The sequence below is a fragment of the Serratia sp. KH_031 genome (genome assembly GCF_057839655.1).
The window spans coordinates 3,486,635-3,512,541 of record NZ_CM174496.1 but is presented as its reverse complement, the minus strand read 5'-3'; the positions used below and the strand labels follow the sequence as shown (position 1 = coordinate 3,512,541).

The 25,907-nt window shown below is 50.6% G+C and carries 21 protein-coding genes; 20 read left to right on the top strand and 1 reads right to left on the bottom strand.

Annotation, left to right across the window (positions count from 1 at the left end; all coding sequences use genetic code 11):
* Window positions 1-278: 278 nt before the first annotated feature.
* The 9 genes from AC3ISQ_RS15730 to pcp all read left to right on the top strand — a co-directional run bounded on the left by AC3ISQ_RS15730 (window position 279) and on the right by pcp (window position 7,254).
* Window positions 279-485 carry a YbfA family protein gene (locus AC3ISQ_RS15730; protein ID WP_489347983.1) on the top strand — a complete coding sequence of 69 codons (207 nt, stop codon included), beginning with the start codon at window positions 279-281 and terminating at the stop codon, window positions 483-485.
* Window positions 486-628: 143 nt separating this feature from the next.
* A complete protein-coding gene (locus AC3ISQ_RS15725) occupies window positions 629-1,609 on the top strand; it encodes an MBL fold metallo-hydrolase (RefSeq protein ID WP_489347981.1) in 981 nt (326 codons plus the stop codon).
* A 17-nt stretch (window positions 1,610-1,626) separates the two neighbouring features.
* The gene (locus AC3ISQ_RS15720) at window positions 1,627-2,370 is read left to right on the top strand and encodes a type 2 GTP cyclohydrolase I (protein ID WP_489353331.1); all 744 of its coding nucleotides are present in this window, start codon (window positions 1,627-1,629) and stop codon (window positions 2,368-2,370) included.
* 144 nt (window positions 2,371-2,514) lie between these two features.
* Window positions 2,515-3,171: a 5-oxoprolinase subunit PxpB gene (gene pxpB, locus AC3ISQ_RS15715; RefSeq protein ID WP_489353329.1), complete on the top strand. Its 657-nt coding sequence runs from the start codon at window positions 2,515-2,517 to the stop codon at window positions 3,169-3,171.
* Window positions 3,165-4,097 carry a 5-oxoprolinase subunit PxpC gene (gene pxpC, locus AC3ISQ_RS15710; RefSeq protein ID WP_489347980.1) on the top strand — a complete coding sequence of 311 codons (933 nt, stop codon included), beginning with the start codon at window positions 3,165-3,167 and terminating at the stop codon, window positions 4,095-4,097. Before pxpB ends, pxpC begins: the two co-directional genes overlap by 7 nt.
* A complete protein-coding gene (gene pxpA / locus AC3ISQ_RS15705; protein WP_489347978.1) occupies window positions 4,087-4,824 on the top strand; it encodes a 5-oxoprolinase subunit PxpA in 738 nt (245 codons plus the stop codon). The genes pxpC and pxpA overlap by 11 nt, the downstream gene beginning before the upstream one ends.
* 41 nt (window positions 4,825-4,865) lie before the next feature.
* Window positions 4,866-5,597 carry a DUF969 domain-containing protein gene (locus tag AC3ISQ_RS15700; RefSeq protein ID WP_489347976.1) on the top strand — a complete coding sequence of 244 codons (732 nt, stop codon included), beginning with the start codon at window positions 4,866-4,868 and terminating at the stop codon, window positions 5,595-5,597.
* Entirely contained in the window at window positions 5,594-6,601 is a 1,008-nt protein-coding gene (locus tag AC3ISQ_RS15695; protein WP_489347974.1) for a DUF979 domain-containing protein, read from the top strand. The genes AC3ISQ_RS15700 and AC3ISQ_RS15695 overlap by 4 nt, the downstream gene beginning before the upstream one ends.
* 8 nt (window positions 6,602-6,609) lie before the next feature.
* Window positions 6,610-7,254, top strand: coding sequence for a pyroglutamyl-peptidase I (gene pcp, locus AC3ISQ_RS15690; protein ID WP_489353327.1), 645 nt, complete (start codon window positions 6,610-6,612; stop codon window positions 7,252-7,254).
* A gap of 49 nt (window positions 7,255-7,303) precedes the next feature.
* On the opposite strand, the gene AC3ISQ_RS15685 is transcribed toward pcp, so the two are convergent.
* Window positions 7,304-8,596 carry a citrate synthase gene (locus tag AC3ISQ_RS15685; protein WP_489347972.1) on the bottom strand — a complete coding sequence of 431 codons (1,293 nt, stop codon included), beginning with the start codon at window positions 8,594-8,596 and terminating at the stop codon, window positions 7,304-7,306.
* A gap of 657 nt (window positions 8,597-9,253) precedes the next feature.
* Between AC3ISQ_RS15685 and sdhC the strand changes: the two genes are divergently transcribed.
* From sdhC to AC3ISQ_RS15630, 11 genes are all read left to right on the top strand, one after another.
* Complete coding sequence (sdhC, locus tag AC3ISQ_RS15680) at window positions 9,254-9,643, top strand: succinate dehydrogenase cytochrome b556 subunit (protein ID WP_489353325.1); 390 nt, start codon at window positions 9,254-9,256, stop codon at window positions 9,641-9,643.
* The gene (sdhD, locus tag AC3ISQ_RS15675) at window positions 9,637-9,984 is read left to right on the top strand and encodes a succinate dehydrogenase membrane anchor subunit (protein ID WP_489347970.1); all 348 of its coding nucleotides are present in this window, start codon (window positions 9,637-9,639) and stop codon (window positions 9,982-9,984) included. Before sdhC ends, sdhD begins: the two co-directional genes overlap by 7 nt.
* A 1-nt stretch (window position 9,985) precedes the next feature.
* Window positions 9,986-11,752 carry a succinate dehydrogenase flavoprotein subunit gene (gene sdhA, locus AC3ISQ_RS15670; protein ID WP_489347968.1) on the top strand — a complete coding sequence of 589 codons (1,767 nt, stop codon included), beginning with the start codon at window positions 9,986-9,988 and terminating at the stop codon, window positions 11,750-11,752.
* 16 nt (window positions 11,753-11,768) lie between these two features.
* Window positions 11,769-12,488 (top strand): succinate dehydrogenase iron-sulfur subunit, encoded by a 720-nt coding sequence (locus tag AC3ISQ_RS15665; RefSeq protein WP_489347966.1) that lies wholly within the window; start codon window positions 11,769-11,771, stop codon window positions 12,486-12,488.
* Window positions 12,489-12,732: 244 nt separating this feature from the next.
* Complete coding sequence (sucA, locus tag AC3ISQ_RS15660; protein ID WP_489347964.1) at window positions 12,733-15,540, top strand: 2-oxoglutarate dehydrogenase E1 component; 2,808 nt, start codon at window positions 12,733-12,735, stop codon at window positions 15,538-15,540.
* Between the two features lie 18 nt (window positions 15,541-15,558).
* Window positions 15,559-16,779, top strand: coding sequence for a 2-oxoglutarate dehydrogenase complex dihydrolipoyllysine-residue succinyltransferase (odhB, locus tag AC3ISQ_RS15655; RefSeq protein ID WP_489347962.1), 1,221 nt, complete (start codon window positions 15,559-15,561; stop codon window positions 16,777-16,779).
* Window positions 16,780-16,898: 119 nt separating this feature from the next.
* Window positions 16,899-18,065, top strand: coding sequence for an ADP-forming succinate--CoA ligase subunit beta (gene sucC, locus AC3ISQ_RS15650; protein WP_489347960.1), 1,167 nt, complete (start codon window positions 16,899-16,901; stop codon window positions 18,063-18,065).
* Window positions 18,065-18,937, top strand: a complete 873-nt coding sequence (sucD, locus tag AC3ISQ_RS15645; protein WP_489347958.1) for a succinate--CoA ligase subunit alpha — start codon at window positions 18,065-18,067, stop codon at window positions 18,935-18,937. Before sucC ends, sucD begins: the two co-directional genes overlap by 1 nt.
* 1,140 nt (window positions 18,938-20,077) lie before the next feature.
* The gene (locus AC3ISQ_RS15640) at window positions 20,078-22,315 is read left to right on the top strand and encodes a type I secretion system permease/ATPase (protein WP_489347956.1); all 2,238 of its coding nucleotides are present in this window, start codon (window positions 20,078-20,080) and stop codon (window positions 22,313-22,315) included.
* A gap of 161 nt (window positions 22,316-22,476) precedes the next feature.
* Window positions 22,477-23,652 carry an HlyD family type I secretion periplasmic adaptor subunit gene (locus AC3ISQ_RS15635; protein ID WP_489353323.1) on the top strand — a complete coding sequence of 392 codons (1,176 nt, stop codon included), beginning with the start codon at window positions 22,477-22,479 and terminating at the stop codon, window positions 23,650-23,652.
* The gene (locus AC3ISQ_RS15630; protein WP_489347955.1) at window positions 23,652-25,745 is read left to right on the top strand and encodes a TolC family protein; all 2,094 of its coding nucleotides are present in this window, start codon (window positions 23,652-23,654) and stop codon (window positions 25,743-25,745) included. Before AC3ISQ_RS15635 ends, AC3ISQ_RS15630 begins: the two co-directional genes overlap by 1 nt.
* Window positions 25,746-25,907: the final 162 nt, after the last annotated feature.

Genomic DNA, 25,907 nt, shown 5'->3' with positions numbered 1-25,907 from the left:
TGGTTTGGGTTGTTTTAACGGTTCTTTTGCGGATGAATGGGGTAAATGGAATATAAAAACCATAGTGTTAATAATGATAGGTTGTCATTTAACGCAATCGTAACAAAATTACAGCGAGTGGTATTTTTTTGTGCTTTTTAATGCGCTTTAGTGGTCTGATGAGTGGTAAACTTTCAGCCAATGCGGTAAAATTTTGCCCAGTTTCCAGTTTGTCTTATTTAATTTGATACGCCAGCGTTACAGTGATTCTGTCGCACGGCGTTTATAGGGAGGTTCGCATGTCTATGTACCACGCTTATCCACTGCATCGGATTCTCCTGCGCCGCAGCGCAGTGATTCTGGCAGGTGTTTTGGCTTTACCGGTGATGCTGTTTCGCAGCGACCGTGCCCGTTTTTACAGCTATTTACACCGTGTCTGGTCGAAAACCAGCGACAAACCGGTATGGCTGCAACAGGCTGAATTGGCGTCGGGTGATTTCTTCTAAACCACGCTAGTTTTCTTACCAACCCTCGTCTTATGGCGAGGGTTTTGTGTTTTTGGGAGGTAGCGCAGGCTAATTGCTTGCCGTGATTGGCAAAAGTACCCGACAATAAAGGATCTGCAGTAATTCGTTGAAGGAGCAACCCGATGATGAAACAAATACTGGCACTTTGCCTGAGCAGCTATTCTGCATTGGCGATGGCCGGTTTTGAGGTGGTCGCGCTAGGTACCAGTGGTGGCGTGAGTGACGACAATCTGACGTCCTATCTGATCCGCAGCGATAATCAGCCACAATACGTGGCGCTGGATGCGGGTTCGCTATTGCCAGGCATCAGCAAAGGGCTGGAAAAAGGCAGTTTCCCGCAGGTGACGCCAGAATTGGCCGCGCCTTATACCCCGCAAGGTTATGTCTTCCGTCAGTTGATCGGCAGTTACTTTATTAGTCACGCCCATCTTGATCATGTTGCTGGCTTGGTGATCGGCTCGCCAGAAGACAATAAAAAAACCATTTACGCCACCGCAGATACCGTCGGCACGCTGCGTAATCATTACTTCAATTGGAAAACTTGGCCGAACTTTACCGACTCGGGCAACGGCGCTCGCCTCGGAACCTATCGTCTGCAACCGGTGCGTGAACAACAACGTTTCACCTTCGGTACCACTGGATTGAGTGGCGTGGTTTACCCACTGAGTCACGATCGCTATCCTTCTTCTATGGTGCTGATTGCCGATCGTAAAGATAGCTTCGCTTATTTTGGTGACACCGGCCCGGATGCGGTGGAGCAGTCACGTAATTTGGATGCTATTTGGCGAGTCTTGGGGCCGTTGATTGAGCAGAAGAAATTGAAGGGGATGATTATCGAAACCTCATACCCTAACGGCGTGACCGACAAAAAACTGTTTGGGCATCTCACACCAGAATGGTTGCTGAAAGAGCTGAAAAATTTGGAGCAATACAGTGGTGGAGCCGGTTCACTTAAAGATTTACCGGTGGTGATTAGTCATATCAAGCCTAGCTTAAAACAGGGCGAGGATGTGGGTACGGTTATCAAACAGCAGCTTGAGCAAGGTAACTCTCTGGGTGTGAAATTTATTTTCATGCAGCAAGGCGATCAACAACAATTCTGATTTGAAGAGAGGACATGATGAACAACCTGGAACTGGAACAACTGATTAATAGCGAGCTGAATACCGCCGCATTCCAGGACTACGCGCCGAACGGTTTGCAAGTGGAAGGCCGCGCGCAAGTGCAGCGTATTGTGACGGGCGTGACCGCTTGCCAAGCGTTGTTGGATGCAGCCGTTGAACAACAGGCTGACGCTATAGTGGTTCACCATGGTTACTTCTGGAAAAACGAAGCCCCCGTGGTGTGCGGTATGAAGCGTAATCGGCTGAAAACGCTGCTAACCAATGACATTAATTTATACGGTTATCATCTGCCGCTGGATGGGCATCCAACGCTAGGCAACAACGCGCAATTGGCCAAAACGTTAGAAATTGAAGTGATTGGCGAAGTCGAGCCGCTAGTGCCATACGGCGAATTAGCGCAACCGCTGACGGTGAGCCAACTGCAACAACGCATCGAAAACCGTTTAGGGCGCGCGGTATTACACTGTGGCGATAATGCGCCAATGCAGATTCGTCGCGTGGCTTGGTGTACTGGCGGTGGACAAGGTTTTATCGACAGTGCTGCCCGTTTTGGTGTCGATGCATTTATTTCCGGGGAGGTTTCTGAACAAACCATTCACACCGCGCGGGAAATGGGGGTGCACTTCTTCGCTGCTGGGCATCATGCAACCGAGCGCGGCGGTGTGAAGGCGCTGGGCGAGTGGTTAGCGCAGCAACACGGTTTTGAAGTAACCTTTATCGATATCCCCAATCCCGCCTAAATCCCCTTCAAATGGCTCATGTTTTTGAGCCATTTCTACTTCTAATGCCTTATTTTTACTAACTTTGCGCTATTGACAGCCAGCGCTGGCTCGCGCATAACTGGATGTTTCCATGTGTAATAATAAGGAGGATGAATAGTGCAAGTGCAACAAGCGCGATGTTACCTGTTGGGTGAAAGAGCGGTAGTACTAGAACTAACGCCTCCCGTGACGTTGCTAAGCCAGCAGCGAATCTGGGCATTGGCAGAAAAATTGAATCATCATCCTGACGTGCGGGAAGTGGTTCCGGGGATGAATAACCTGACGTTATTGCTACATACCCCACAAGCCGATGCCGAAGCGATATTGGTTTTGTTGCAACAAGGCTGGGAAAGCAAAGAAAGTTTAGTGCTGGAATCACGTGACGTTGATATTCCAGTGATTTATGGCGGTGAATTTGGCCCCGATCTGGAAGAGGTCGCCCGTCATACCGGTATGACGCCAAAGCAGGTAGTTGAGTGTCACTCCTCAGCGGCTTATGTGGTGTATTTTCTCGGTTTCCAGCCCGGCTTCTCCTATATGGGCGGTATGCCTGAAAAATTGGCAACCCCGCGTCGTGCTGAGCCCCGTTTGGCGGTAGCCGCAGGTTCGGTGGGGATTGGCGGTGGTCAAACCGGTATCTACCCACTGATTACCCCCGGTGGTTGGCAGATTATTGGCCGTACACCGCTCGCATTATTTAATCCTCATGAAATGCCGCCAACCTTGCTACGTCCCGGCGATAACGTGCGCTTTGTGCCGCAACGGGAGGGCGTATGCTGAATATTTTGCGTGCCGGTATTTACACCACTATTCAAGATCTTGGTCGCAACGGTTTCCGTCGTTTGGGCATCAGCCAAGGTGGTGCGCTGGATATTCCTGCCTTGAAAATCGCCAACTTGCTGGTGGGCAACCCGGAAAATGCTGCGGGTTTGGAAATTACGCTTGGGCAGTTTGCTTGCGAGTTTACCCAGTCAGGTTGGATTGCACTGACCGGCGCCGGTTGTGATGCGCACTTAGAGGGTAAACCGCTGTGGACCGGTTGGCGCTACCGCGTTAAACAAGGTCAAAAATTAACCATGGCGATGCCAAAACGCGGTATGCGGAGCTATTTGGCGATCTCCGGCGGTATTGCGGTGTCAGAAATGTTGGGCTCGCGCAGTACCGATCTGAAAGCGGCATTTGGGGGTTTTGAAGGGCGATTATTAAAAGATGGCGATCGTCTGCCAGTAGGGAAATCGACCTCACTGCCTAATCGCGTGTGTGGCGTGAAACAACCGCTATTCAACAATCGTATTCGTGTCTTGCCAGGGCCGGAATATGACGAGTTCAGTGAAGAAGCCAAAGAAAACTTCTGGCGTACCGCTTGGCAACTCAGCCCGCAAAGTAACCGCATGGGCTATCGTTTACACGGTAGTCAGGCGTTAGAACGCACGACTGAACGCGAAATGCTCTCACACGGTTTGATTCCGGGCGTGATACAGGTGCCACATAATGGTCAGCCGATTGTATTGATGGCCGATGCGCAAACTACCGGCGGTTACCCACGTATTGCCTGCGTGATCGAAGCCGATCTATTCCATTTGGCGCAAGTTCGTTTAGGCGAATTCATCCACTTTGTTCCCTGTTCACTGGCGCAAGCGCAACGTGCTAAAGCCGAGCAGGATCTCTTTATCCAACAGGTTGCCTGGGGGCTAGATGATCGTTGATTTGAATGCCGATCTCGGCGAAGGCTGTGCCAACGACCAACAACTGCTGCAATTGGTTAGTTCTGCCAATATTGCCTGCGGTTTTCACGCGGGTGATGCGCAAACGATGCGCCAGTCGGTACGTTGGGCACTGCAATATGGGGTAGCGATTGGTGCACATCCTAGTTTCCCGGACCGGGAAAACTTTGGCCGCACGCGGATGCAACTTGCGCCAGAAACGGTCTATGCGCAGGTGGTTTATCAACTGGGTGCGTTAGCGGCGATTGCTCGCGCCGAAGGTGGCACCATGGTGCATGTTAAACCGCATGGCATGTTGTACAACCAAGCCGCCGTCGAACCTGAACTGGCAGAAGCTATCGCTCAAGCGGTTAAGGTTGTTGATCCCGCCTTGCGATTGGTGGGATTGGCGGGGAGTGAGTTGATCCGTGCAGGACAAAAACTAGGGCTGGCGACACGGCAGGAAGTGTTTGCCGATCGTGGCTATCAGGCTGATGGGACTTTGGTACCTCGTGGCCAGCCGGGAGCATTGATTACCCATGACCAAGATGCGTTAGCACAAACATTGGAAATGGTGCGTCATCACCGGGTTCGTACTGTAGAAGGAAAATGGTCCGCCGTTCAGGCCGAAACGGTCTGCCTGCATGGTGATGGTGAACATGCGTTGGCGTATGCCCGCAAATTGCGTGAAAGTTTTACCGTTGAAGGTATTACGGTAAGCGCAGAATAAAAATAATGATTACAGCAAACACAACAATCTAGGGGACGTTTATGGAACAGGCGGTTAACCTCTGGCCACTGATTGGCATCGCAGCCATCGTGGTCGGATTTGTTTTACGTTTTAACCCAGTGCTGGTGGTCATTGCCGCCGGTATTATCACCGGGTTGGCGGCCTTGATGCCGCTCGCAACCATTCTGGAAAAACTCGGCGAGGGCTTTCTGAATACTCGTAACCTGCCATTGATCTTGCTGCTGCCGTTAGCGGTGATTGGCTTATTAGAACGCCACGGCTTGAAAGAGCGAGCACAGGCCTGGATCGCTAAGATCAAAAGCGCCACCGCTGGCCGTTTGCTGATCGTCTATCTGTTTGTACGTGAAATTACCGCCGCAATGGGGCTGACCAGCCTCGGTGGACATCCGCAAATGGTGCGCCCGCTGTTAGCACCGATGGCGGAAGGGGCTACCGAAAACCGTTATGGCGACGTGCCGGATGATGTGCGCTATCGCCTACGTGCGATGTCTGCCGCCACTGATAACGTAGGTTTATTCTTCGGTGAAGATATCTTTGTCGCTTTCGGGGCGATTATCTTTATGCATAACTTTATGTTGGAATCCGGCGGCATTCAGACTGAGCCGCTGCACATCGCGTTGTGGGGTATTCCAACCGCAATCTTTGCCTTCCTGATCCACTCGTTCCGTCTCTATCGTTTGGACAAAAAACTCAGTGCTGAACTGAGTCAGTTAAACCAAGCGGCACTGCAAGCGAAGGGAGAAGGGCTATGAATTTCCAACAACAATATCTCTACTGGCTTGCTGGCGTGGTGTTGCTGATTATCGCCGTGATGTCATTTCGCGATCGTGCTAACCCGCGTCGTATTACTACTGGCTTATTTTGGCTGCTGTATGGTCTGATCTTTTTAGTCGGAGATTGGACTTACGCACTGTTCGGTGGTGGAGCGGAAGGTAAACGTCAACTGCATATCGTGATCGGCTTGCTGGTGGTGGTGATGGCGCTGATTGCCGGTTTCGGCGGTGTGCGTTTGGGCAGCTACCATCAACGTACTCCGCAAGAACGTGAAGCCAGCGCCAAGCGGTTGGGTAACAAGCTGTTTATCCCCGCACTGGCGATCCCGGTGGTGACGGTAGTTGGCGTATTGCTGTTCAACAATATTCCGGCGTTGCAAAATGCGGTGTTTGGTGCAGGAAACCATTCCACGTTGATCACTCTGTTCTCCATGGCCTGCGGAGTTGTATTGGGGATGATCATCGCGGTGAAAATGACTCACGAGACCGTAGCACAGCCGATCCAAGAAGCGCGCCGTTTGTTGGACTCCATTGGTTGGGCATTTATTTTGCCGCAGATTCTGGCGACGTTAGGCTTATTGTTCACCGTCGCGGGTGTGGGCACGGCGATTTCGCATTTAACGCAGGAATATCTGGCGGTGGATAACCGTTTCATTGCCGTTGCCGTATACGCCATTGGTATGGCGGTGCTGACGATGGTGATGGGTAACGCGTTTGCTGCTTTCCCGATCGTGACGGCCGGTATTGGTATTCCAATTTTGGTACTGCAACACGGTGGGAATCCGGCGGTGATGGCGGCGATCGGCATGTTCTCTGGCTATTGCGGCACCCTGATGACACCAATGGCGGCTAACTTTAATATTGTCCCCGCGGCGTTATTGGAGCTGCCGGACAAGAACGCGGTGATCAAGGCGCAAATCCCGACAGGCGTATTATTGCTGTTGGTTAACGTGTTCTTGTTGTATTTCCTGATGTTCCTGTAGGAGAAATGATGCAAAAGGTCTTGATTACCGGTTTTGAGCCGTTTGGTGGCGAGCACGTTAATCCCTCTTGGGAAGTAGTTAAGCAGTTAAACGATCTGGAATTGGCTGGCGCACGTATTGTGGCGCGCCAGTTGCCTTGTGTGTTCGGTGAGGCGTTGAAAGCGTTAGATACCGCTATCGATGACGTTCAACCGGTGATGGTCTTGGCGGTAGGGCAAGCCGGTGGGCGTACAGATGTCACGTTGGAGCGGGTAGCGATTAACGTCGATGATGCGCGTATTCCTGATAACCAAGGGCAGCAGCCGATCGATCAACCGATTGTTGCTGATGGCCCGGCGGCTTATTTCAGTACGTTGCCGATCAAAGCGATGGTGAATGCGATGCGCGAGGCGGGAATTCCGGCTTCAGTATCGCAAACCGCAGGCACCTACGTTTGTAACCATGTGATGTACGGTTTACTGCATCGTTTACGCGAACGGCCTGACATCAAGAGCGGTTTTATTCATATTCCGTACTTACCAGAACAGGCAGCTGTGCATCCCGGAGCCCCAAGTATGGCGGCTTCAACGGTGCTGTTTGCGCTGGAATTGGCAATATCTATTGCGCTGCAGGTAGAGCACGATCTGAAAGTAGTGGGTGGCGCGACGCATTAAACCAATAAAAACGCCGCCCATTGGGCGGCGCAGTCAAGTTTAAAGCCGATTACTTGTTGTTCACTTGGGATTTGAACTCACGCTCGGCGTAGCCAGTATACAACTGGCGCGGACGGGCAATTTTAATGCCGTCGTCGTGCATTTCGTTCCAGTGAGCAATCCAGCCGATGGTACGGGCGATAGCGAAGATGACGGTGAACATGGAAGACGGTATCCCCATCGCTTTCAGGATGATACCTGAGTAGAAATCGACGTTCGGATACAGTTTCTTCTCGATGAAGTACGGGTCGTTCAGCGCGATGTGTTCCAGCTCCATCGCCACTTGCAACAGGTTGTCGTCCTTCTTGTTCAGTTCTCTCAGCACTTCGTGGCAAGTTTCACGCATCACGGTGGCACGTGGATCGTAGTTCTTGTACACGCGGTGACCAAAGCCCATCAGACGGAACGAGTCGTTCTTGTCTTTGGCGCGTTTGATGAATTCTGGAATGTGTTCAACGGTTTGGATCTCTTCCAGCATCTTCAGTGCGGCTTCGTTAGCACCACCGTGCGCAGGCCCCCACAGGGAAGCGATACCTGCGGCGATACAAGCAAACGGGTTAGCACCAGAAGAACCAGCGGTACGCACGGTTGAGGTTGATGCGTTTTGTTCGTGGTCTGCGTGCAGGATCAGAATACGATCCATCGCGCGCTCCAGCACTGGGTTCACCACATATTCTTCGCACGGCGTAGAGAACATCATACGCAGGAAGTTACCAGCGTAGGACAGATCGTTACGTGGGTAAACGAACGGCTGGCCGATGGAATATTTGTAACACATCGCTGCCACGGTCGGCATTTTAGACAGCAGACGGAACGCGGTGATCTCACGGTGACGCTCGTTATTAACGTCCAGCGCATCGTGGTAGAAGGCAGCCAAAGCACCAGTCACGCCGCACAGCACCGCCATTGGGTGCGAGTCACGACGGAAGCCACGGAACAGATGGGTGATCTGATCGTGGATCATAGTGTGCTTGGTAACGATAGTTTGAAATTCTGTGAACTGGTCTGCAGTTGGGGTCTCGCCGTACAGCAGGATGTAACACACTTCCAGATAGGAAGATTCTTTTGCCAGTTGCTCGATTGGGAAGCCACGGTGCAGCAGAACGCCTTTATCACCATCAATAAAGGTGATTTTGGATTCGCAAGAAGCGGTAGAGGTAAAGCCGGGGTCGAACGTGAAATAACCTTTGGAACCTAGAGCACGGACATCCAGAACATCTGGCCCCAGGGTAGGGGTAAGTACACCCAGCTCAATTTGAGCTTCGCCATTATTGATCGTTAGCGTCGCTTTCTTATCAGTCATTTACAGTCTCCTTCGCCTTATTTTTAAATATATAACAACTGAAATACCTTAAATCTCTCCCGGTTGCCTGCAAAAAATAGAACAGACGCTAACTCTGTGAGCGACGCCGCAAAAGCGTGAGTAGGGTACAGAGTGCTAACCAGATGAGTGGCTCAGTTGTTAACGATTCGATTGTTCTGTTAATCATTACCTACGACGTGTTTGAGGATTTTAACCAAATACACTGTTGCATAACTTAAGCGTAGGGGGAAGTGTATCTGCGGACCGGTAGCGCATCATAGGGCTGTTTGCTACCCTATTTGTAATGTAATTGTTGATCTCTTGTCAAATCAGATAATTAATTTTGTATAAATTGTGAAAACCGTGATCGGAATCACTGTTCAAGGGAAATGTGACTAAACAGATTGTATGGGAATTGTAATGGGAATGTGAACCTCCTATACTGCCGCCAGGTCTCCGGATTACCCTGAAGTAGGAGCACCCAGCGTTATATCTTTTACTTTTTAAGGCACAACTTAAAATTCATCAGATATATAACAATGCGCCGTTTAAGCACAGAGGATGTTGATGTTTGAGCGCGTGAAGTGCGAGGGTTTTGGCTCTCAACGCTGTCTGATCCCCACCCAGGCCCGGAGGAAGGAAAATAATAAGAGCTGTGTGGGCAAAACCGTGAAAAAACAAAGACCTGTCAATTTGGATCTACAAACGATCCAATTTCCCGTAACTGCGATAGCGTCCATCTTACACCGCGTTTCTGGCGTAATTACCTTCGTTGCCGTGGGTATCCTCCTCTGGCTGCTGGGGCTGTCTCTCTCTTCCCAAGAGGGCTTCCTGCAAGCGGCTGCCATTATGGATAGTTTCTTCGTGAAATTTATTTTCTGGGGGATCCTCACTGCGCTGGCCTATCACATTTGCGGTGGCATTCGTCACTTGTTAATGGATTTTGGCTATATCGAAGAGAGTTTAGCTGCCGGTACCCGTTCTGCCAAAGTGGCGTTCGGTCTGACCGTCGTGCTGTCAATTCTGGCTGGAGTCCTGGTATGGTAAGCAATGTTTCGGCATTAGGACGTAACGGCGTACACGACTGGTTGTTACTGCGTGCTTCCGCCATCGTCATCACCCTGTATGTTCTCTATATCCTGGGCTTTGTTGCTACAGCTCCGGACATCACCTACGAAATCTGGCGCGGTTTCTTCGCCACCTCCATTACGAAAGTGTTCACTCTGCTGACTTTGCTGTCGATTCTGGTTCACGCCTGGATCGGTATGTGGCAGGTATTGACGGACTATATCAAGCCACTGGCATTACGCTTGATTCTGCAACTGGCGATCGTCGTCGCGCTGCTGGTCTATTTGCTGTACGGAACAATCGTTGTGTGGGGTGCGTAAAATGAAACTGCCAGTCAGAGAGTTTGATGCAGTTGTTATCGGTGCAGGTGGCGCAGGTATGCGCGCAGCACTACAGATTTCTCAAGCAGGCTCAACTTGTGCTCTGCTATCCAAAGTTTTCCCAACCCGTTCCCATACCGTGTCTGCACAGGGCGGCATCACCGTTGCGCTGGGTAACAACCACGAAGATAACTGGGAATGGCACATGTATGACACGGTGAAAGGCTCCGATTACATCGGTGACCAAGACGCCATTGAATATATGTGTAAAACCGGCCCGGAAGCGATTCTGGAACTGGAACACATGGGGTTGCCATTCTCCCGCTTGGATGATGGTCGCATTTATCAGCGTCCGTTCGGCGGTCAGTCACTGAACTTTGGTGGTGAGCAGGCGGCGCGTACCGCTGCTGCGGCTGACCGTACCGGTCACGCGTTGTTGCACACGCTGTATCAGCAAAACCTGAAAAACCACACCACCATCTTCTCTGAATGGTATGCGCTGGATCTGGTGAAGAACCAAGACGGTGCGGTGGTCGGGACGACGGCTATCTGCATTGAAACCGGTGAAGTGGTGTATTTCAAAGCCAAAGCCACCATTTTAGCCACTGGCGGTGCAGGCCGTATTTACCAATCTACCACTAACGCCCACATTAATACCGGTGACGGTGTCGGTATGGCGTTGCGTGCTGGCGTGCCAGTGCAAGACATGGAAATGTGGCAGTTCCACCCAACCGGTATCGCCGGTGCTGGGGTTCTGGTTACCGAAGGTTGCCGTGGTGAAGGGGGTTACCTGCTGAACAAACATGGCGAACGCTTCATGGAGCGTTATGCGCCAAACGCGAAAGATCTGGCGGGTCGTGACGTGGTTGCGCGTTCGATTATGATCGAAATCCGTGAAGGTCGTGGCTGTGACGGCCCGTGGGGTCCACACGCCAAACTGAAACTGGATCACTTGGGTAAAGAGGTTCTGGAATCCCGTCTGCCGGGTATCTTGGAACTGTCCCGTACCTTCGCGCACGTCGATCCGGTCAAAGAGCCGATCCCAGTTATCCCAACTTGCCACTATATGATGGGCGGTATTCCGACCAAAGTGACCGGTCAGGCGCTGACGGTGAACGAGAAAGGCGAAGATGTGGTTATCCCTGGCCTGTTCGCCGTGGGTGAAATTGCCTGCGTATCGGTGCACGGTGCTAACCGTCTGGGCGGTAACTCGTTGCTGGATCTGGTGGTGTTCGGTCGTTCTGCCGGTCTGCACTTGCAGGAATCTCTGGCAGAGCAGGGCGATAGCCGTGATGCCAGCGAGTCTGACGTTGAAGCCTCTTTGGATCGTTTGAACCGTTGGAATAACACCCGTTCTGGCGAAGATCCGGTCGAAATCCGTAAAGCACTGCAATCCTGTATGCAGCATAACTTCTCGGTATTCCGTGAAGGTGATGCGATGGCGAAAGGATTGGAAGAGTTGAAAGTGATTCGCGAGCGTTTGAAGAATGCACGTTTGGACGATACTTCCAGCGAGTTCAACACCCAGCGCATTGAGTGCTTGGAGTTGGATAACTTGATGGAGACCGCGTATTCCACCGCCGTTTCGGCCAACTTCCGTACCGAGAGCCGTGGCGCGCATAGCCGCTTCGACTACCCGGAACGTGACGATGCCAATTGGCTGTGCCATTCGCTGTATCTGCCGCAATCGGAAAGCATGACTCGCCGTGAGGTGAACATGCAGCCGAAACTGCGCCCGGCATTCCCGCCGAAAGTGCGTTCTTACTAATTGCGGAGATCGGACAATGAGACTCGAATTTTCAATCTATCGCTATAACCCGGACGTCGATAACGCGCCGCACATGCAGGATTACACCCTGGAAGCGGAAGAAGGCCGGGACATGATGTTGCTGGATGCGCTAATTCAGCTGAAAGAAAAAGATCCTACACTGTCTTTCCGTCGCTCATGCCGTGAAGGTGTGTGTGGTTCCGACGGTTTGAACATGAACGGTAAGAACGGTTTGGCCTGTATTACTCCAGTTTCTGCACTGCAAAACGCGAAAGGGGGCAAAATCGTCATTCGTCCTCTGCCGGGTCTGCCAGTGGTGCGCGATCTGGTGGTCGATATGGGGCAGTTCTATACCCAGTACGAAAAGATCAAACCTTACCTGTTGAATGACGGTAAGAATCCACCGGCGCGTGAGCACTTGCAAATGCCGGAACAGCGGGAAAAACTGGATGGCTTGTACGAGTGCATCCTGTGTGCCTGCTGCTCGACATCTTGCCCATCGTTCTGGTGGAATCCTGACAAATTTGTTGGCCCGGCAGGTCTGTTAGCAGCGTATCGCTTCCTGATCGACAGTCGTGATACGGAAACTGAAGCACGTTTGGATGATCTGGACGACGCTTTCAGTGTTTTCCGCTGCCATAGCATTATGAATTGTGTCAGTGTATGTCCTAAGGGCTTGAATCCGACGCGTGCAATCGGTCATATCAAGTCAATGCTGCTGCAACGCGGCGCATAAAAAGAGCAAGATGCTGCGCCGGGAACCAACCCGGCGCAATATCAAACAGAGGGGATCTCTAAAAACTGACCCGTTTGCTCCGCCAGTTTTTAAAGGTTCCTTGCAGGGACCGAAAGGTCCAAAACAGAACGTACGAGTGTAAGTACGTCGAGTGAACCGTTTACGGCAACCGTCTTTGAACACGGTAAAAAATGTTAACCACGGCGAAAGCGAAAACTAAAGCATTAATGCTTAAGGGATCATAATGCAGAACGGCGCAATGAAGGCCTGGCTGGATTCCTCCTATCTGGCGGGCGCGAACCAGTCTTATATAGAACAACTCTATGAAGACTTCTTAACCGATCCGGGCTCCGTTGAAGATAGTTGGCGTTCCATTTTTCAACAGTTACCTACTGCGGGTGTCAAACCCGATCAACTCCACTCCCAAACTCGTGACTACTTCCGCCGTCTGGCGAAGGACGCCGCGCGTTACAACACCACCATCAGCGATCCAGAAACCGATGCCAAGCAGGTCAAGGTATTGCAGTTGATCAACGCCTTCCGTTTCCGCGGGCATCAACATGCGAACCTCGATCCTCTCGGTCTGTGGAAACAAGATCAAGTGTCTGACCTTGATCCTGCTTATCACAATCTGACCGAAGCGGACTTCCAAGAAACCTTCAACGTGGGTTCTTTCGCTATCGGCAAAGAAACCATGAAGTTGGGCGATCTGTATGCAGCGTTGAAACAAACTTACTGCGGCTCGATTGGTGCAGAATATATGCACATCACCAACACTGAAGAAAAACGCTGGATCCAGCAACGTATTGAGACCGGCGCTTTCCAAAACAGCTTCAGTGCTGATGATAAGCGCTGCTTCCTCAATGAGTTGACTGCCGCAGAAGGGTTGGAGCGCTATTTGGGGGCTAAATTCCCAGGGGCGAAACGCTTCTCGCTAGAAGGTGGCGATGCATTGGTCCCCATGCTGAAAGAGATGATTCGCCATGCCGGTAAAAATGGCACGCGTGAAGTCGTACTGGGTATGGCGCACCGTGGCCGTTTGAACGTGTTGATCAACGTGCTGGGCAAACGTCCTGCTGACCTGTTCGACGAGTTTGCCGGTAAGCATAAAGAACACCTCGGTACCGGTGACGTTAAATATCACCAAGGTTTCTCTTCCGATCTGGAAACCGAAGGCGGCATGGTTCACTTGGCGCTGGCGTTTAACCCGTCGCACCTTGAGATTGTTAGCCCGGTGGTTATGGGTTCTGTTCGTGCCCGTCGTGACCGTCTGGATGAAGCACGCAGCAACATGGTACTGCCAATCACTATTCACGGTGACGCGGCGATTACGGGGCAGGGCGTAGTGCAAGAAACCCTGAACATGTCGCAGGCACGTGGTTATGAAGTGGGTGGTACGGTACGTATTGTCATCAACAACCAGGTTGGTTTTACCACTTCCAACCCGTTGGATGCGCGTTCTACCCAATACTGTACAGACATCGCCAAGATGGTTCAGTCGCCTATCTTCCACGTTAATGCTGACGATCCAGAAGCGGTGGCGTTTGTTACCCGCGTAGCGTTGGATTTCCGTAACACCTTTAAACGTGACGTGATGATTGATCTGGTCTGCTACCGCCGCCATGGGCACAACGAGGCCGATGAGCCGAGTGCAACCCAGCCAGTGATGTATCAGAAGATCAAGAAACACCCAACGCCGCGTAAAATCTACGCTGACGTACTGGATGCACAGAAAGTTGCCACCCTGGAAGATGCCACGGAAATGGTCAACCTGTATCGTGATGCGCTCGACCGCGGTGATTGCGTGGTCGAAGAATGGCGTCCGATGAACCTGCACTCCTTTACTTGGTCGCCATATCTGAACCACGAGTGGGACGAAGAGTACCCAAGCAAAGTTGAGATGAAGCGCTTGCAGGATTTGGCTCGCCGCATCAGCAGTGTTCCTGAATCTGTTGAGATGCAGTCACGGGTCGCGAAAATCTACGGCGATCGCGCCGAGATGGCCGCAGGCGAGAAGCTGTTCGACTGGGGCGCAGCAGAAACGCTGGCTTACGCCACCATGGTTGATGAAGGTATTCCGATTCGTATTTCCGGTGAAGATGCCGGTCGCGGCACCTTCTTCCACCGTCATGCGGTGGTACATAACCAGAAAAACGGTTCGGTCTACATTCCGCTGGCGAATGTTCACAGCGGGCAGGGCGAGTTCAAAGTTTGGGACTCCGTACTGTCTGAAGAAGCGGTACTGGCGTTCGAATACGGCTACGCCACCGCTGAACCGCGCACACTGGCTATCTGGGAAGCGCAGTTCGGTGACTTCGCCAACGGTGCTCAGGTGGTTATCGACCAGTTCATCAGCTCTGGTGAGCAGAAGTGGGGCCGTATGTGCGGTCTGGTGATGCTGTTGCCACACGGTTACGAAGGCCAAGGGCCGGAGCACTCATCCGCGCGTCTGGAGCGTTACCTGCAACTGTGCGCAGAACAAAACATGCAAGTGTGCATCCCGTCTACTCCGGCACAGGTTTACCACATGCTGCGTCGTCAGGCGCTGCGCGGTATGCGCCGTCCGTTGATCGTGATGTCACCGAAGTCTCTGCTGCGTCACCCGCTGGCGGTTTCCTCCCTCGACGAGTTGGCGAATGGCACTTTCCAACCTGCCATTGGCGAAATCGACGAACTGAACCCGAAAAACGTCAAGCGCGTGGTGCTGTGCTCCGGTAAGGTTTATTACGATCTGCTGGAACAACGCCGCAAGAATGACCAGAAAGACGTGGCGATCGTGCGTATCGAGCAGCTGTATCCATTCCCGCATCAAGCCGTTCAAGCGGTGTTGGAACAGTATGCCCATGTGCATGATTTCGTCTGGTGCCAGGAAGAGCCGCTGAATCAGGGCGCTTGGTATTGTAGCCAACACAACTTCCGTGAAGTAGTGCCATTTGGGGCTTCTTTACGTTACGCAGGACGTCCAGCTTCCGCTTCTCCGGCGGTAGGTTATATGTCCGTACACCAGAAGCAGCAGCAGGCTCTGGTGAATGACGCGCTGAATATTGATTAGAGATTAAAGGAAAGCTAAATGAGTAGCGTAGATATTCTGGTTCCTGACCTTCCTGAATCGGTTGCCGATGCGACCGTTGCCACATGGCATAAAAAGCCTGGCGACAGCGTCCAGCGTGACGAAGTGTTGGTAGAGATCGAGACCGATAAAGTGGTGCTGGAAGTTCCAGCCAGCGAAGCGGGTGTTCTGGAAGCCATCGTAGAAGGTGAAGGTGCTACTGTGCTTTCTCGTCAGATCCTGGGGCGTATTCGTTCTGGTGATAGTTCTGGTAAAACCTCCGAAGCTAAGCCGAGCAAAGAGACGACTCCAGCACAGCGTGCTACTGCGAGCCTGGCAGAAGAAAGCAATGATGCACTCAGCCCGGCGATCCGTCGCCTGATTGCAGAGCACAATCTTGACGCTAGCGCCATCAAAGGCAGCGGTGTCGGTGGTCGTATCACTCGTGAAGACGTAGAAGCGCATCTGGCGAAAGGCGGGAAACCTGCTGTTGCTGCAACACAAGCAGCCGCTGCTGCACCACAAGCTGCCGCGTTGGGGCATCGCAGTGAAAAACGCGTACCAATGACTCGTTTGCGTAAGCGTGTGGCAGAGCGTCTGTTGGAAGCGAAAAACAGCACCGCCATGTTGACCACGTTCAACGAAATCAACATGCAGCCGATCATGGACATGCGTAAACAATACGGCGAAGCGTTCGAAAAACGTCACGGCGTACGTTTGGGCTTTATGTCCTTCTACATTAAAGCGGTGGTTGAAGCCCTGAAACGCTATCCAGAAGTGAATGCTTCTATCGATGGCGACGATGTGGTTTATCACAACTACTTCGATATCAGCATCGCGGTTTCTACGCCGCGCGGTCTGGTAACGCCAGTATTGCGTGACGTAGATTCGCTGAGCATGGCGGACATCGAGAAGAAAATCAAAGAGCTGGCGGTCAAAGGCCGTGATGGCAAATTGACGGTCGAAGAACTGACTGGCGGTAACTTCACCATTACCAACGGCGGTGTATTCGGCTCGCTGATGTCTACCCCAATCATCAACCCACCGCAGAGCGCCATTCTGGGCATGCACGCTATTAAAGACAGACCAATGGCGGTGAATGGTCAGGTGGTGATTCAGCCGATGATGTATCTGGCTCTGTCTTATGACCACCGCCTGATCGACGGTAAAGAATCCGTGGGTTACTTGGTGACGGTGAAAGAGATGCTGGAAGATCCGGCTCGTCTGCTGCTGGACGTATAACCTGCAATGGGCGTGGTTCTGCCGCGCCCACACTCTGTGCTATGTGGCCGATTAAAGTCAGGCGGTTTTCCGTCAAAATGGCTCGGCTAAAACCTTCAGAACTGAATGGATAGAACATCATGAATTTACACGAATATCAGGCCAAACAACTGTTTGCTCGGTATGGCATGCCAGCACCGACTGGTTACGCCTGTACTACACCGCGTGAAGCAGAAGAAGCTGCATCTAAAATCGGCTCCGGTCCGTGGGTAGTTAAATGTCAGGTTCATGCTGGCGGCCGCGGTAAAGCTGGCGGTGTAAAAGTGGTTAACAGCAAAGAAGACATCCGTGCTTTTGCTGAAGCCTGGCTGGGCAAGCGTCTGGTGACCTACCAGACTGATGCACTGGGTCAGCCGGTTCACCAGATTCTGGTTGAAGCTGCGACAGATATTGATAAAGAACTGTATCTGGGTGCGGTAGTTGACCGCGCGACTCGTCGCGTCGTGTTCATGGCCTCTACCGAAGGCGGCGTGGAAATTGAGAAAGTTGCGGAAGAAACCCCGGAACTGATCCACAAAATGACCATCGATCCACTGGCAGGTCCACAGCCTTACCAAGGCCGTGAACTGGCGTTCAAACTGGGTCTGACCGGTAAGCAAGTTAGCCAATTCGCTAAGATCTACATGGGTCTAGCAGCGCTGTTCTTGGAGCGCGATCTGGCTATGGTTGAGATCAACCCGTTGGTGATCACTAAGCAGGGCGATCTGATCTGTCTGGATGGCAAACTGGGTGCAGACGGTAACGCCTTGTTCCGTCAACCTGAATTGCGTGAAATGCGTGACCCTTCTCAGGAAGATGAGCGTGAATCCCGTGCTGCTCAGTGGGAGCTGAACTACGTTGCTCTTGATGGCAACATCGGCTGCATGGTGAACGGTGCGGGTCTGGCGATGGGAACCATGGACATCGTTAAACTGCATGGTGGCGAGCCCGCTAACTTCCTCGACGTAGGCGGCGGCGCAACTAAAGAGCGCGTAACCGAAGCGTTCAAAATCATCTTGTCTGACGACAAAGTGAAAGCGGTTCTGGTTAACATTTTCGGTGGTATCGTGCGTTGCGACCTGATCGCCGACGGTATCATTGGCGCAGTGGCTGAAGTGGGCGTTAACGTCCCGGTCGTTGTGCGTTTGGAAGGTAACAATGCCGAACTGGGTGCCAAGAAACTGGCAGACAGCGGTTTGAATATCATTGCTGCGACCAGCCTGACAGATGCGGCTCAGCAAGTTGTTGCTGCAGTGGAGGGTAAATAATGTCTATCTTGATCGATAAAAACACCAAAGTCATTTGTCAGGGTTTTACTGGCAGCCAAGGTACCTTCCACTCTGAGCAAGCGATCGCTTACGGCACCAAAATGGTTGGCGGCGTAACGCCGGGTAAAGGCGGCACTACTCACCTGGGGCTGCCGGTGTTTAACACCGTGCGCGAAGCGGTAGAAGCGACTGGCGCTACTGCGTCGGTTATCTACGTTCCAGCTCCGTTCTGCAAAGACTCGATTCTGGAAGCCATCGATGCAGGCATCAAACTGATCATCACCATTACTGAAGGCATCCCAACGCTGGATATGCTGACAGTGAAAGTGAAGTTGGATGAAGCCGGTGTGCGTATGATTGGCCCGAACTGCCCAGGTGTGATCACCCCAGGCGAATGTAAGATCGGTATCATGCCGGGTCACATCCACCTGCCGGGCAAAGTGGGCATCGTTTCCCGCTCTGGTACGCTGACTTATGAAGCCGTAAAACAAACCACAGACGCTGGCTTGGGTCAGTCTACTTGTGTCGGTATCGGTGGTGACCCGATCCCAGGCTCTAACTTCATCGATATCCTGAAAATGTTCCAACAGGATCCGCAGACAGAAGCCATCGTCATGATCGGTGAAATCGGTGGTAGCGCAGAAGAAGAAGCCGCAGCGTACATTAAAGAGCACGTCACCAAACCCGTTGTGGGTTACATCGCTGGTGTGACTGCACCAAAAGGCAAGCGTATGGGCCATGCTGGTGCCATCATTGCAGGTGGTAAAGGCACTGCGGATGAGAAATTCGCTGCGCTGGAAGCCGCTGGTGTGAAAACCGTACGTAGCTTGGCTGATATCGGTGATGCAGTGAAAGCTGTGCTGAATCGCTAAAGATGTGATAAGAAACATCATTCGTTTAGCCGCCCAAATGGGCGGCTTTTTTATGGTATAAAATCAAAATGTCTCCTTAGATTTCCGTTTTCATCACGTGTACCCAAGGAAAATGTCGCTATATATTCATTAGTCCACTACGATTTGGTGTAGAAAAGGGGACAGCTGTAACTTATTTATCCCTCTTTCCGGTAGTTTCTCTTTTATCCAGACATAAGACGGCATTGTTTTTTTGAATGATTGATCGTTATTCATTTTTTATTCTATTTTTTATGAGAGATTTCTGTTGGAAATTTAAATAAATAAGAATGTGTAAAGACATTTATTGAAAATAAATCGTAGGGAGTAATTATCTTTCTAAGGTGTAATAAAGTTTTTCTGTAGTTACTTTCTATGTTTAAAAGTGATTGTTGGTGTAATTGACTGGTTTTTTGTTTTTTTCTGTTTGTTTTATCTTGTTCATCGATTTTTTTCGATATTATTGTCTGATTATTGAGTTTGTTCGTGTTGCAGTCGTTGAAGGCATCGTTATGGAAAGTCTATTAATTATCAGGCTTTTTGAATGCGAGTAATTACAATGCATTGTTTTTATTGCTATAAATTGTTTTTGTTAGGTTGATTTTTAGCGTGTTGACATTTTTTGGGAAGATACTTAGAGTGAGCGGCAGTTGAGGAATATCCATATATATGTTGTGTTTATTTTTAAGTCATTAACTATATATTTTTTTTATTGGAGTGAAGGCTGTTAGGTGCCCAGTTCTATAGGGAAGGCTGATAATCCTAAATGTATATTCAATAGATTTCAACGAGCAGCAGGGAATGTTGCTGTCTGAAAATGAAAAGCATAGTCATCGGTAGAACTCTTGGTACATAAATGATGCCAGTGGAGGTTATCCAAATGATTAATATGATTCAAGGATGAATGAAGGTGCTTCGTAAAAAATTTATAACTTCCTACCCTTCTGGATATCTTTCATTAAGCTTTTTTTTGTTTTTCCTTTTTTTTAACAAAAATAAAAAGTAATGCATCATTTTTGATTTTATCTCTGGTTTGTTGTTGTCACTAATTAGTTGGGTGAATGAAAACGGATCAACCTCTGATGTAAATCAGTAGGAATAGGAAAATAAAGTAGGAATAAAATGAATCAACCAGAAATCCAAGAGGAAGGAAGGACACCCTTCATTCCCCATCGTCTTGATACCCTATTACAATCCTTGCTCTGGATCTGCGAATATCATGGGCATGCGACTAGCACTCAGGCTTTTTGTGCCGGATTACCGAAAGCAGATCAATTGACAGCTTCTGTCGCTACTGATGCACTCGCCCGCCAAGGGTTGAACTCGGGTTTGGTCAAGCGTGATGCGCAAGATATTTCTAGTTTCGTGCTACCTGCAATTTTAATCCGTAAAGACGGTGGCGGCATGGTGTTGCTTGCTCATGAAGCAAACCAACAGGATGGGCATCTGTTTCAGGTGATTTTGCCGGAAACGGGGGGCGGTATTGCTGAACTGAGTGAGGAAGATCTTAAACAACAATATTCAGGTTATGCACTACTAATTAAAGAACGTCCGCAAATTGACCGCCGTGCTGGTGATCCAGAGGAGAAATCTAAGGGACATTGGCTGTGGAGTATTCTGTGGCGTTTTCGTCGTTATTATTACAGCGCCGCGCTGGCTGCACTGCTGGTTAACGTATTGGCGTTAGCGGGTACCTTTTTTACTATGAACGTGTACGACCGCGTGGTGCCCAATGAAGCCTACGTAACACTTTGGTCGTTGGCGATTGGTGTCATGATCGCTATTTTCATGGAGTTTATAGGCCGTAATATTCGAGCCTATTTGCTCGATGTTGCGGGGAAAAAGGCCGATCTTCTCCTTGGCTCCAAGCTTTTCCGCCATGCCATGTCTATGCGTATGGAACACAAGCCGGGCTCTGCAGGTACGTTCGCTAACCAGTTACGTGAATATGAGTCTGTGCGTGATTTCGTGAGCTCTGCAACATTAGTAACAATCAGCGATCTGCCGTTTGTATTCCTGTTTGTTTTCATCATTTCACTCATCGGTGGGCCGTTAGCTTTTGTCTCACTGGCAGCAATCCCGATTATTTTGATTATCAGCCTGCTGATTCAATGGCCATTATCAAAAATCATGCAGGAAAACCTGCGTGAAAGCTCCCTAAAACAAGGGGTTTTGATTGAGTCCATCGAAGGTATGGAGTCACTGAAAGCTATCAGTGGTGAAGGCTTCATGCAACGCCGCTGGGAGAATTACAGTGCGTTGACATCAGCTACTTCAATGAAATCCAAGATGCTTTCCGGCTTGGCAACCAACTTCGTGAGTACCATGCAGCAGGTTCAGACTGTAGCCATCGTGTGCTGGGGGGTGTACCTGATCGGTGCTGGTGAGATGTCGATGGGGGCTCTGATCGGTACGGTTATTTTGTCTGGTCGAGTGGTCGCGCCACTGGGGCAAATTGTTGGTTTGGCTGTGCGTTTCCAGCAGGCACGTGCCGCGATGAAATCCATTAATGGTTTGATGGCGAAGCCATCAGAACGTGACCCTGACCGTAACTATCTGGCTGCACCAAAACTAACCGGTGCACTGACACTCAAGAGAGTTAACTTTACCTATCCAAGTACGGATGGCATGCCTAAACCGCCAGTGGTGACGAACGTCAATATTAAAATCACGCCGGGTGAACGTATCGCTATTCTGGGACGTATCGGCAGTGGTAAATCGACTCTGTTACGCATGATGGCTGGGCTGTACGAACCAACCAGCGGGCAGGTTTTAATGGACGGTTTGGACTCATTGCAAATCGAGCCTGCCGACTGGCGCGCGACAGTGGGATTCGTTGGTCAGGATTCACGCCTGTTCTACGGCTCGTTACGTGAAAACATCATGATGGGGCAACCCAACTGCAGTACCGAAGCGTTCTTGGAAGTGGCACGTATAACCGGCCTAGATCAAATGGCGCGTCGACATCCGCTGGGTTTTGAATTGCCAATTGGTGAGCATGGTCAGGGGCTTTCTGGCGGTCAGCAACAGCTGGTGGTGCTAGCTCGTTGCCTGCTTTGCAAACCGAAACTGTTGCTGATGGATGAACCCACCAGCGCGATGGATACCCAGACAGAAGGACTATTCCTGCAACGTATGTGGGCGGCGACCAAAGATCAAACCATGGTTGTGGTCACTCACCGTTATTCACTGCTTGAGCAGGTTGACCGTATCGTGGTGATGGATGAAGGGAAAGTGGTACTTGATGGTCCGAAAGCTGAAGTGCTGGCGACATTAAGTAAAAAACCTGCGGCAGAGGTGAAAAGCCCGCCGGTAGGTCCCGCTGCGAATCAAGTTGCACCAGTAGCGGTGGTGGAATAAGGAAATAACAGATGAATACTAACAATCAAGATGAAGCGCCGAAAGATACCGTAGTAGTCCCAGCTACCACTCCATCAGTAGCGTCAGAACCAGCTAAGAAAGCGGCAGCGCCCAAGCCAGCTAAAAAGAAAGGGAAAGTAAAAAAAGGCGACACCGAGTTTATGAGGGATCTGCGTGCAGCGCTGCTCACACAGTCCACACCGGGTTCGATGCTCGTGCTGTATCTATTTATCATTACTCTGATCGTTGGCGGTATCTGGGCTTCGCAAGCCAAGGTTGAAGAAGTCACTAAAGGCCAAGGGAAGGTGATCCCGGCTAGCCGTGAGCAGGTCATTCAAATCTTGGAAGGCGGTATTCTCGAAGATATGAACGTGCGTGAGGGTGATATCGTCGAGAAAGGTCAAGTCTTGCTGAAGATTGATGCCACGCGTGCTGGCGCTTCCTACCGTGAGGGGGTGTCGAAGGTGATTGGTCTGGAAGGTACTGTGGCGCGTTTGCGTGCAGAATCTTTTGGTCAACCCCTTAACTTCCCGGACAGCGTAAAAGCGATACCTTCGGTGGTACGTGACGAAACCAAAGCCTATCAGGCACGTAAACAGGCGATGGATGAAGGGATTGCTGTATTACAACGCAGCCTAGCTTTGGCAGAAAAAGAGATAGGTATGTCTTCACCGCTGGTGGCTCAGGGGCTGATGTCTGAAGTGGAGTTGCTACGTATGAAACGGCAAGCGAATGATTTCCGCCTGCAAATCTCTGAACGTAAGAACCGCTATCACTCGGATGCTAACGCTGAATTGGTCAAGCTGGAATCTGAACTGGCGCAAACGCTGGAAACCGTGGTTGCTAGGCAGGACACCATGAAACGTACCACGGTGCTCGCGCCGGTTAAAGGCACAGTGAAAAACATCCGTATGAACACTATCGGTGGGGTTATTCAACAAGGGGCCGACATTATGGAAATCGTACCCTTGGATGATGAACTGCTGGTAGAGGCTAAGGTTCGCCCGGCAGACGTGGCCTTCCTGCGCCCTGGGGCTCCGACCACGGTGAAATTAACTGCCTACGATTACGCTATTTATGGCGGGTTGGATGGCACGCTCGAATACATCAGCCCAGATACCTTGGAAGATGAGAAAAACCGCCAACCAGGCAAAGATACCTCGTATTACCGCGTACTAGTGCGCTCGGGACAAACAGAGCTAGTGGCCGGCGGTAAGAGACATCCGATTATTCCAGGTATGACTGCGTCGGTTGAAATCAAGACCGGTGAAAAAACCATTTTGAGCTATCTGCTGAAACCAGTATTGAAGGCCCGCGAAGCGTTTAGGGAAAGATAATGCATAAGGCAATGAAACATTCACAACGGCCATTGCGCTTTAAACGTAAGCCGCTACAACTCTGTATTGGGATCGCTTGTGCGTTATTGGGCAGCTCTCTGGTTCATGCTAACAGTAAGCAAGCTAACGACATTCAAGGTTTTTTGGATCAGTGGGATCAGAATCATCAGTCAAATTCAGAACCGGTTAGCAAACCGATGACATCGACCCTGGTGGTTGAACGTCCGAGAGTGTCTGAGATAGTGCCCGAGATAGTGTCTGAGCCCGTGCTCAATGTGGTTACACCAAAAGAAACGTCTGCTCGGCTCGTGGCTGAAACACCGCGTCCCGTGGCTGTGCAACCGCAAGTGGTCTATAGCACATCGCCAACGACGATGCAGCGAGTGTCACCATCATCAGTGACGCCAACAAATACGCTCAAGCCCGTGGTGTCTGCTCAAGCGCAGCAGATCCAACCGCCAGTTGCGGTGCAAACTACTACTGCGAGCAGCACTGATAGCCGTTTGTTTTCGAACAGCAACGCTGCACCAGCTAAGCCGTATATTGTACCGCGTGGGAAACCGGTGCAAAACACCGTAACTAACAACGTGCAGGCACCTGTGCCTATGGCACCAGTGACGACTTACAGTGCTCCTGTTACCACTAAACCAGCGGTGAATACACCAACGCCGCAAGAAGATGTTTTTGCCGAAGCGAAAGCACAAGCACAAGCCAGCGTGAAGTTAGATCCGCGAGTGAGTGATTTGAAGCTAGAGCCCGTGAGCACCGATCGTGTTTCTGGTGGTGGTTTATCGGCACCGAAAACTGTGGGGGCGGGGGTGGTACACACTGGTGGACGTGAAACTAAGATCAGTCGGTTATTCCGCCAAGCGGTTGCGATCGCGATATCGCGCGATTTCCAATTACGCCAGAGCCAAGCTGAATGGATGGCAGCAGAGTCCGATGTTTCCGCCTCCAAAGGCGAGCGGTGGCCACAAATGCGCGTTAATGCTTCCGTATTGCCGTTAAGCGCGGGCAGTAGCAACAATAAGCTGTATGACAACGATGGTGATTTAAACGCATCATTGTCAATGCCGCTTTTTGACTGGGGTCGCTTGTCCAGCGCTATCTCAAACCGTGAATATACTGCAGTTGTTGCCGGTGAGCGTTATTTGACGCAGTTAGATACTTTGGCTTTTGACGTGACTTCAACCGAAGTGCGTCTGGGGAAACAGAAAGCTATTTACGAGTTAGCCTCGGCATATGCAGCTCGCATGAATGAGTTGGTAACGATGCTTAGCCGCATTGTACAAACGGACCCCGGCCGCGTCAGCGAACTGACCCAAGCCAAAGCGCGTTTACTGCAAGCGCGTGAGGCTCGTGATAATGCCGAAGCAGAAATGCGTCAGTTGGAGGTCTCTTTGCAGAAATGGTTAGGTAACGCCACCATGCAGGTTCTGCCAGTAGATAGCGCGTGGAAAATGGATCTACCGCCATTGAATCAAGCGTTAACTAATATCAATAACACGCCGATGATGCGTGAAGCTGATGCGCAATATATGGCGCAGATGGCTAGTGCTTCGGAAGAGAAAGCGAAGAACCTGCCAAGTTTGAGTTTAGTCGCTTCCAAAGGCTTCTCTGCAGGCAACTATGGTGAAGATACGGATCTGCAAGCCGGGGTTTCTGTTAGTTGGGATGTTTTTAATGGCTTCTCTGGGATGTCAAAAATTGCAGCGGCCGAGCGGCGTGCTGAGGCAGTCAAAGAAGGTAAGGCACAACGTCAGCGCGATATTGAATATAAAATCAAAACGCAATACGAAGACATTATTAAGCAAGTCGATCGGGCACAAGCATATGAAAAACTTTCGATAGAGAGTGATCGTATTCGCTGGATGTTTTATCAACAGTGGTATCACTTAGGTAAACGAACCTTACTGGATGTATTAATTGCAGAAAGTGAGCACTACAGTAATCAGGTGAATGCTATCTCTAGCCGTTTTGATGGGTATTTTGGTGTATTGACCATGAGAAAGGAGGCCGGTTTGTTATTACCGTGGCTTGATCAAGGTTGGTCTAATCCGAAAGTTAAAAAAGACAGTGCTTTGCCATTTTAACTCTGGCAAGTATGCAGGTAAATTAAACACAACAGGGAGGTGATCTATTGGTATGAATCATTCGCCAGATATTGGCTTTCTATAGTTGTGTTGTTTAGTTAATCTTAAACAAAAATATTATTTTTATATGTCAATTTCGATTGAGATAATTGTCTTGTATAA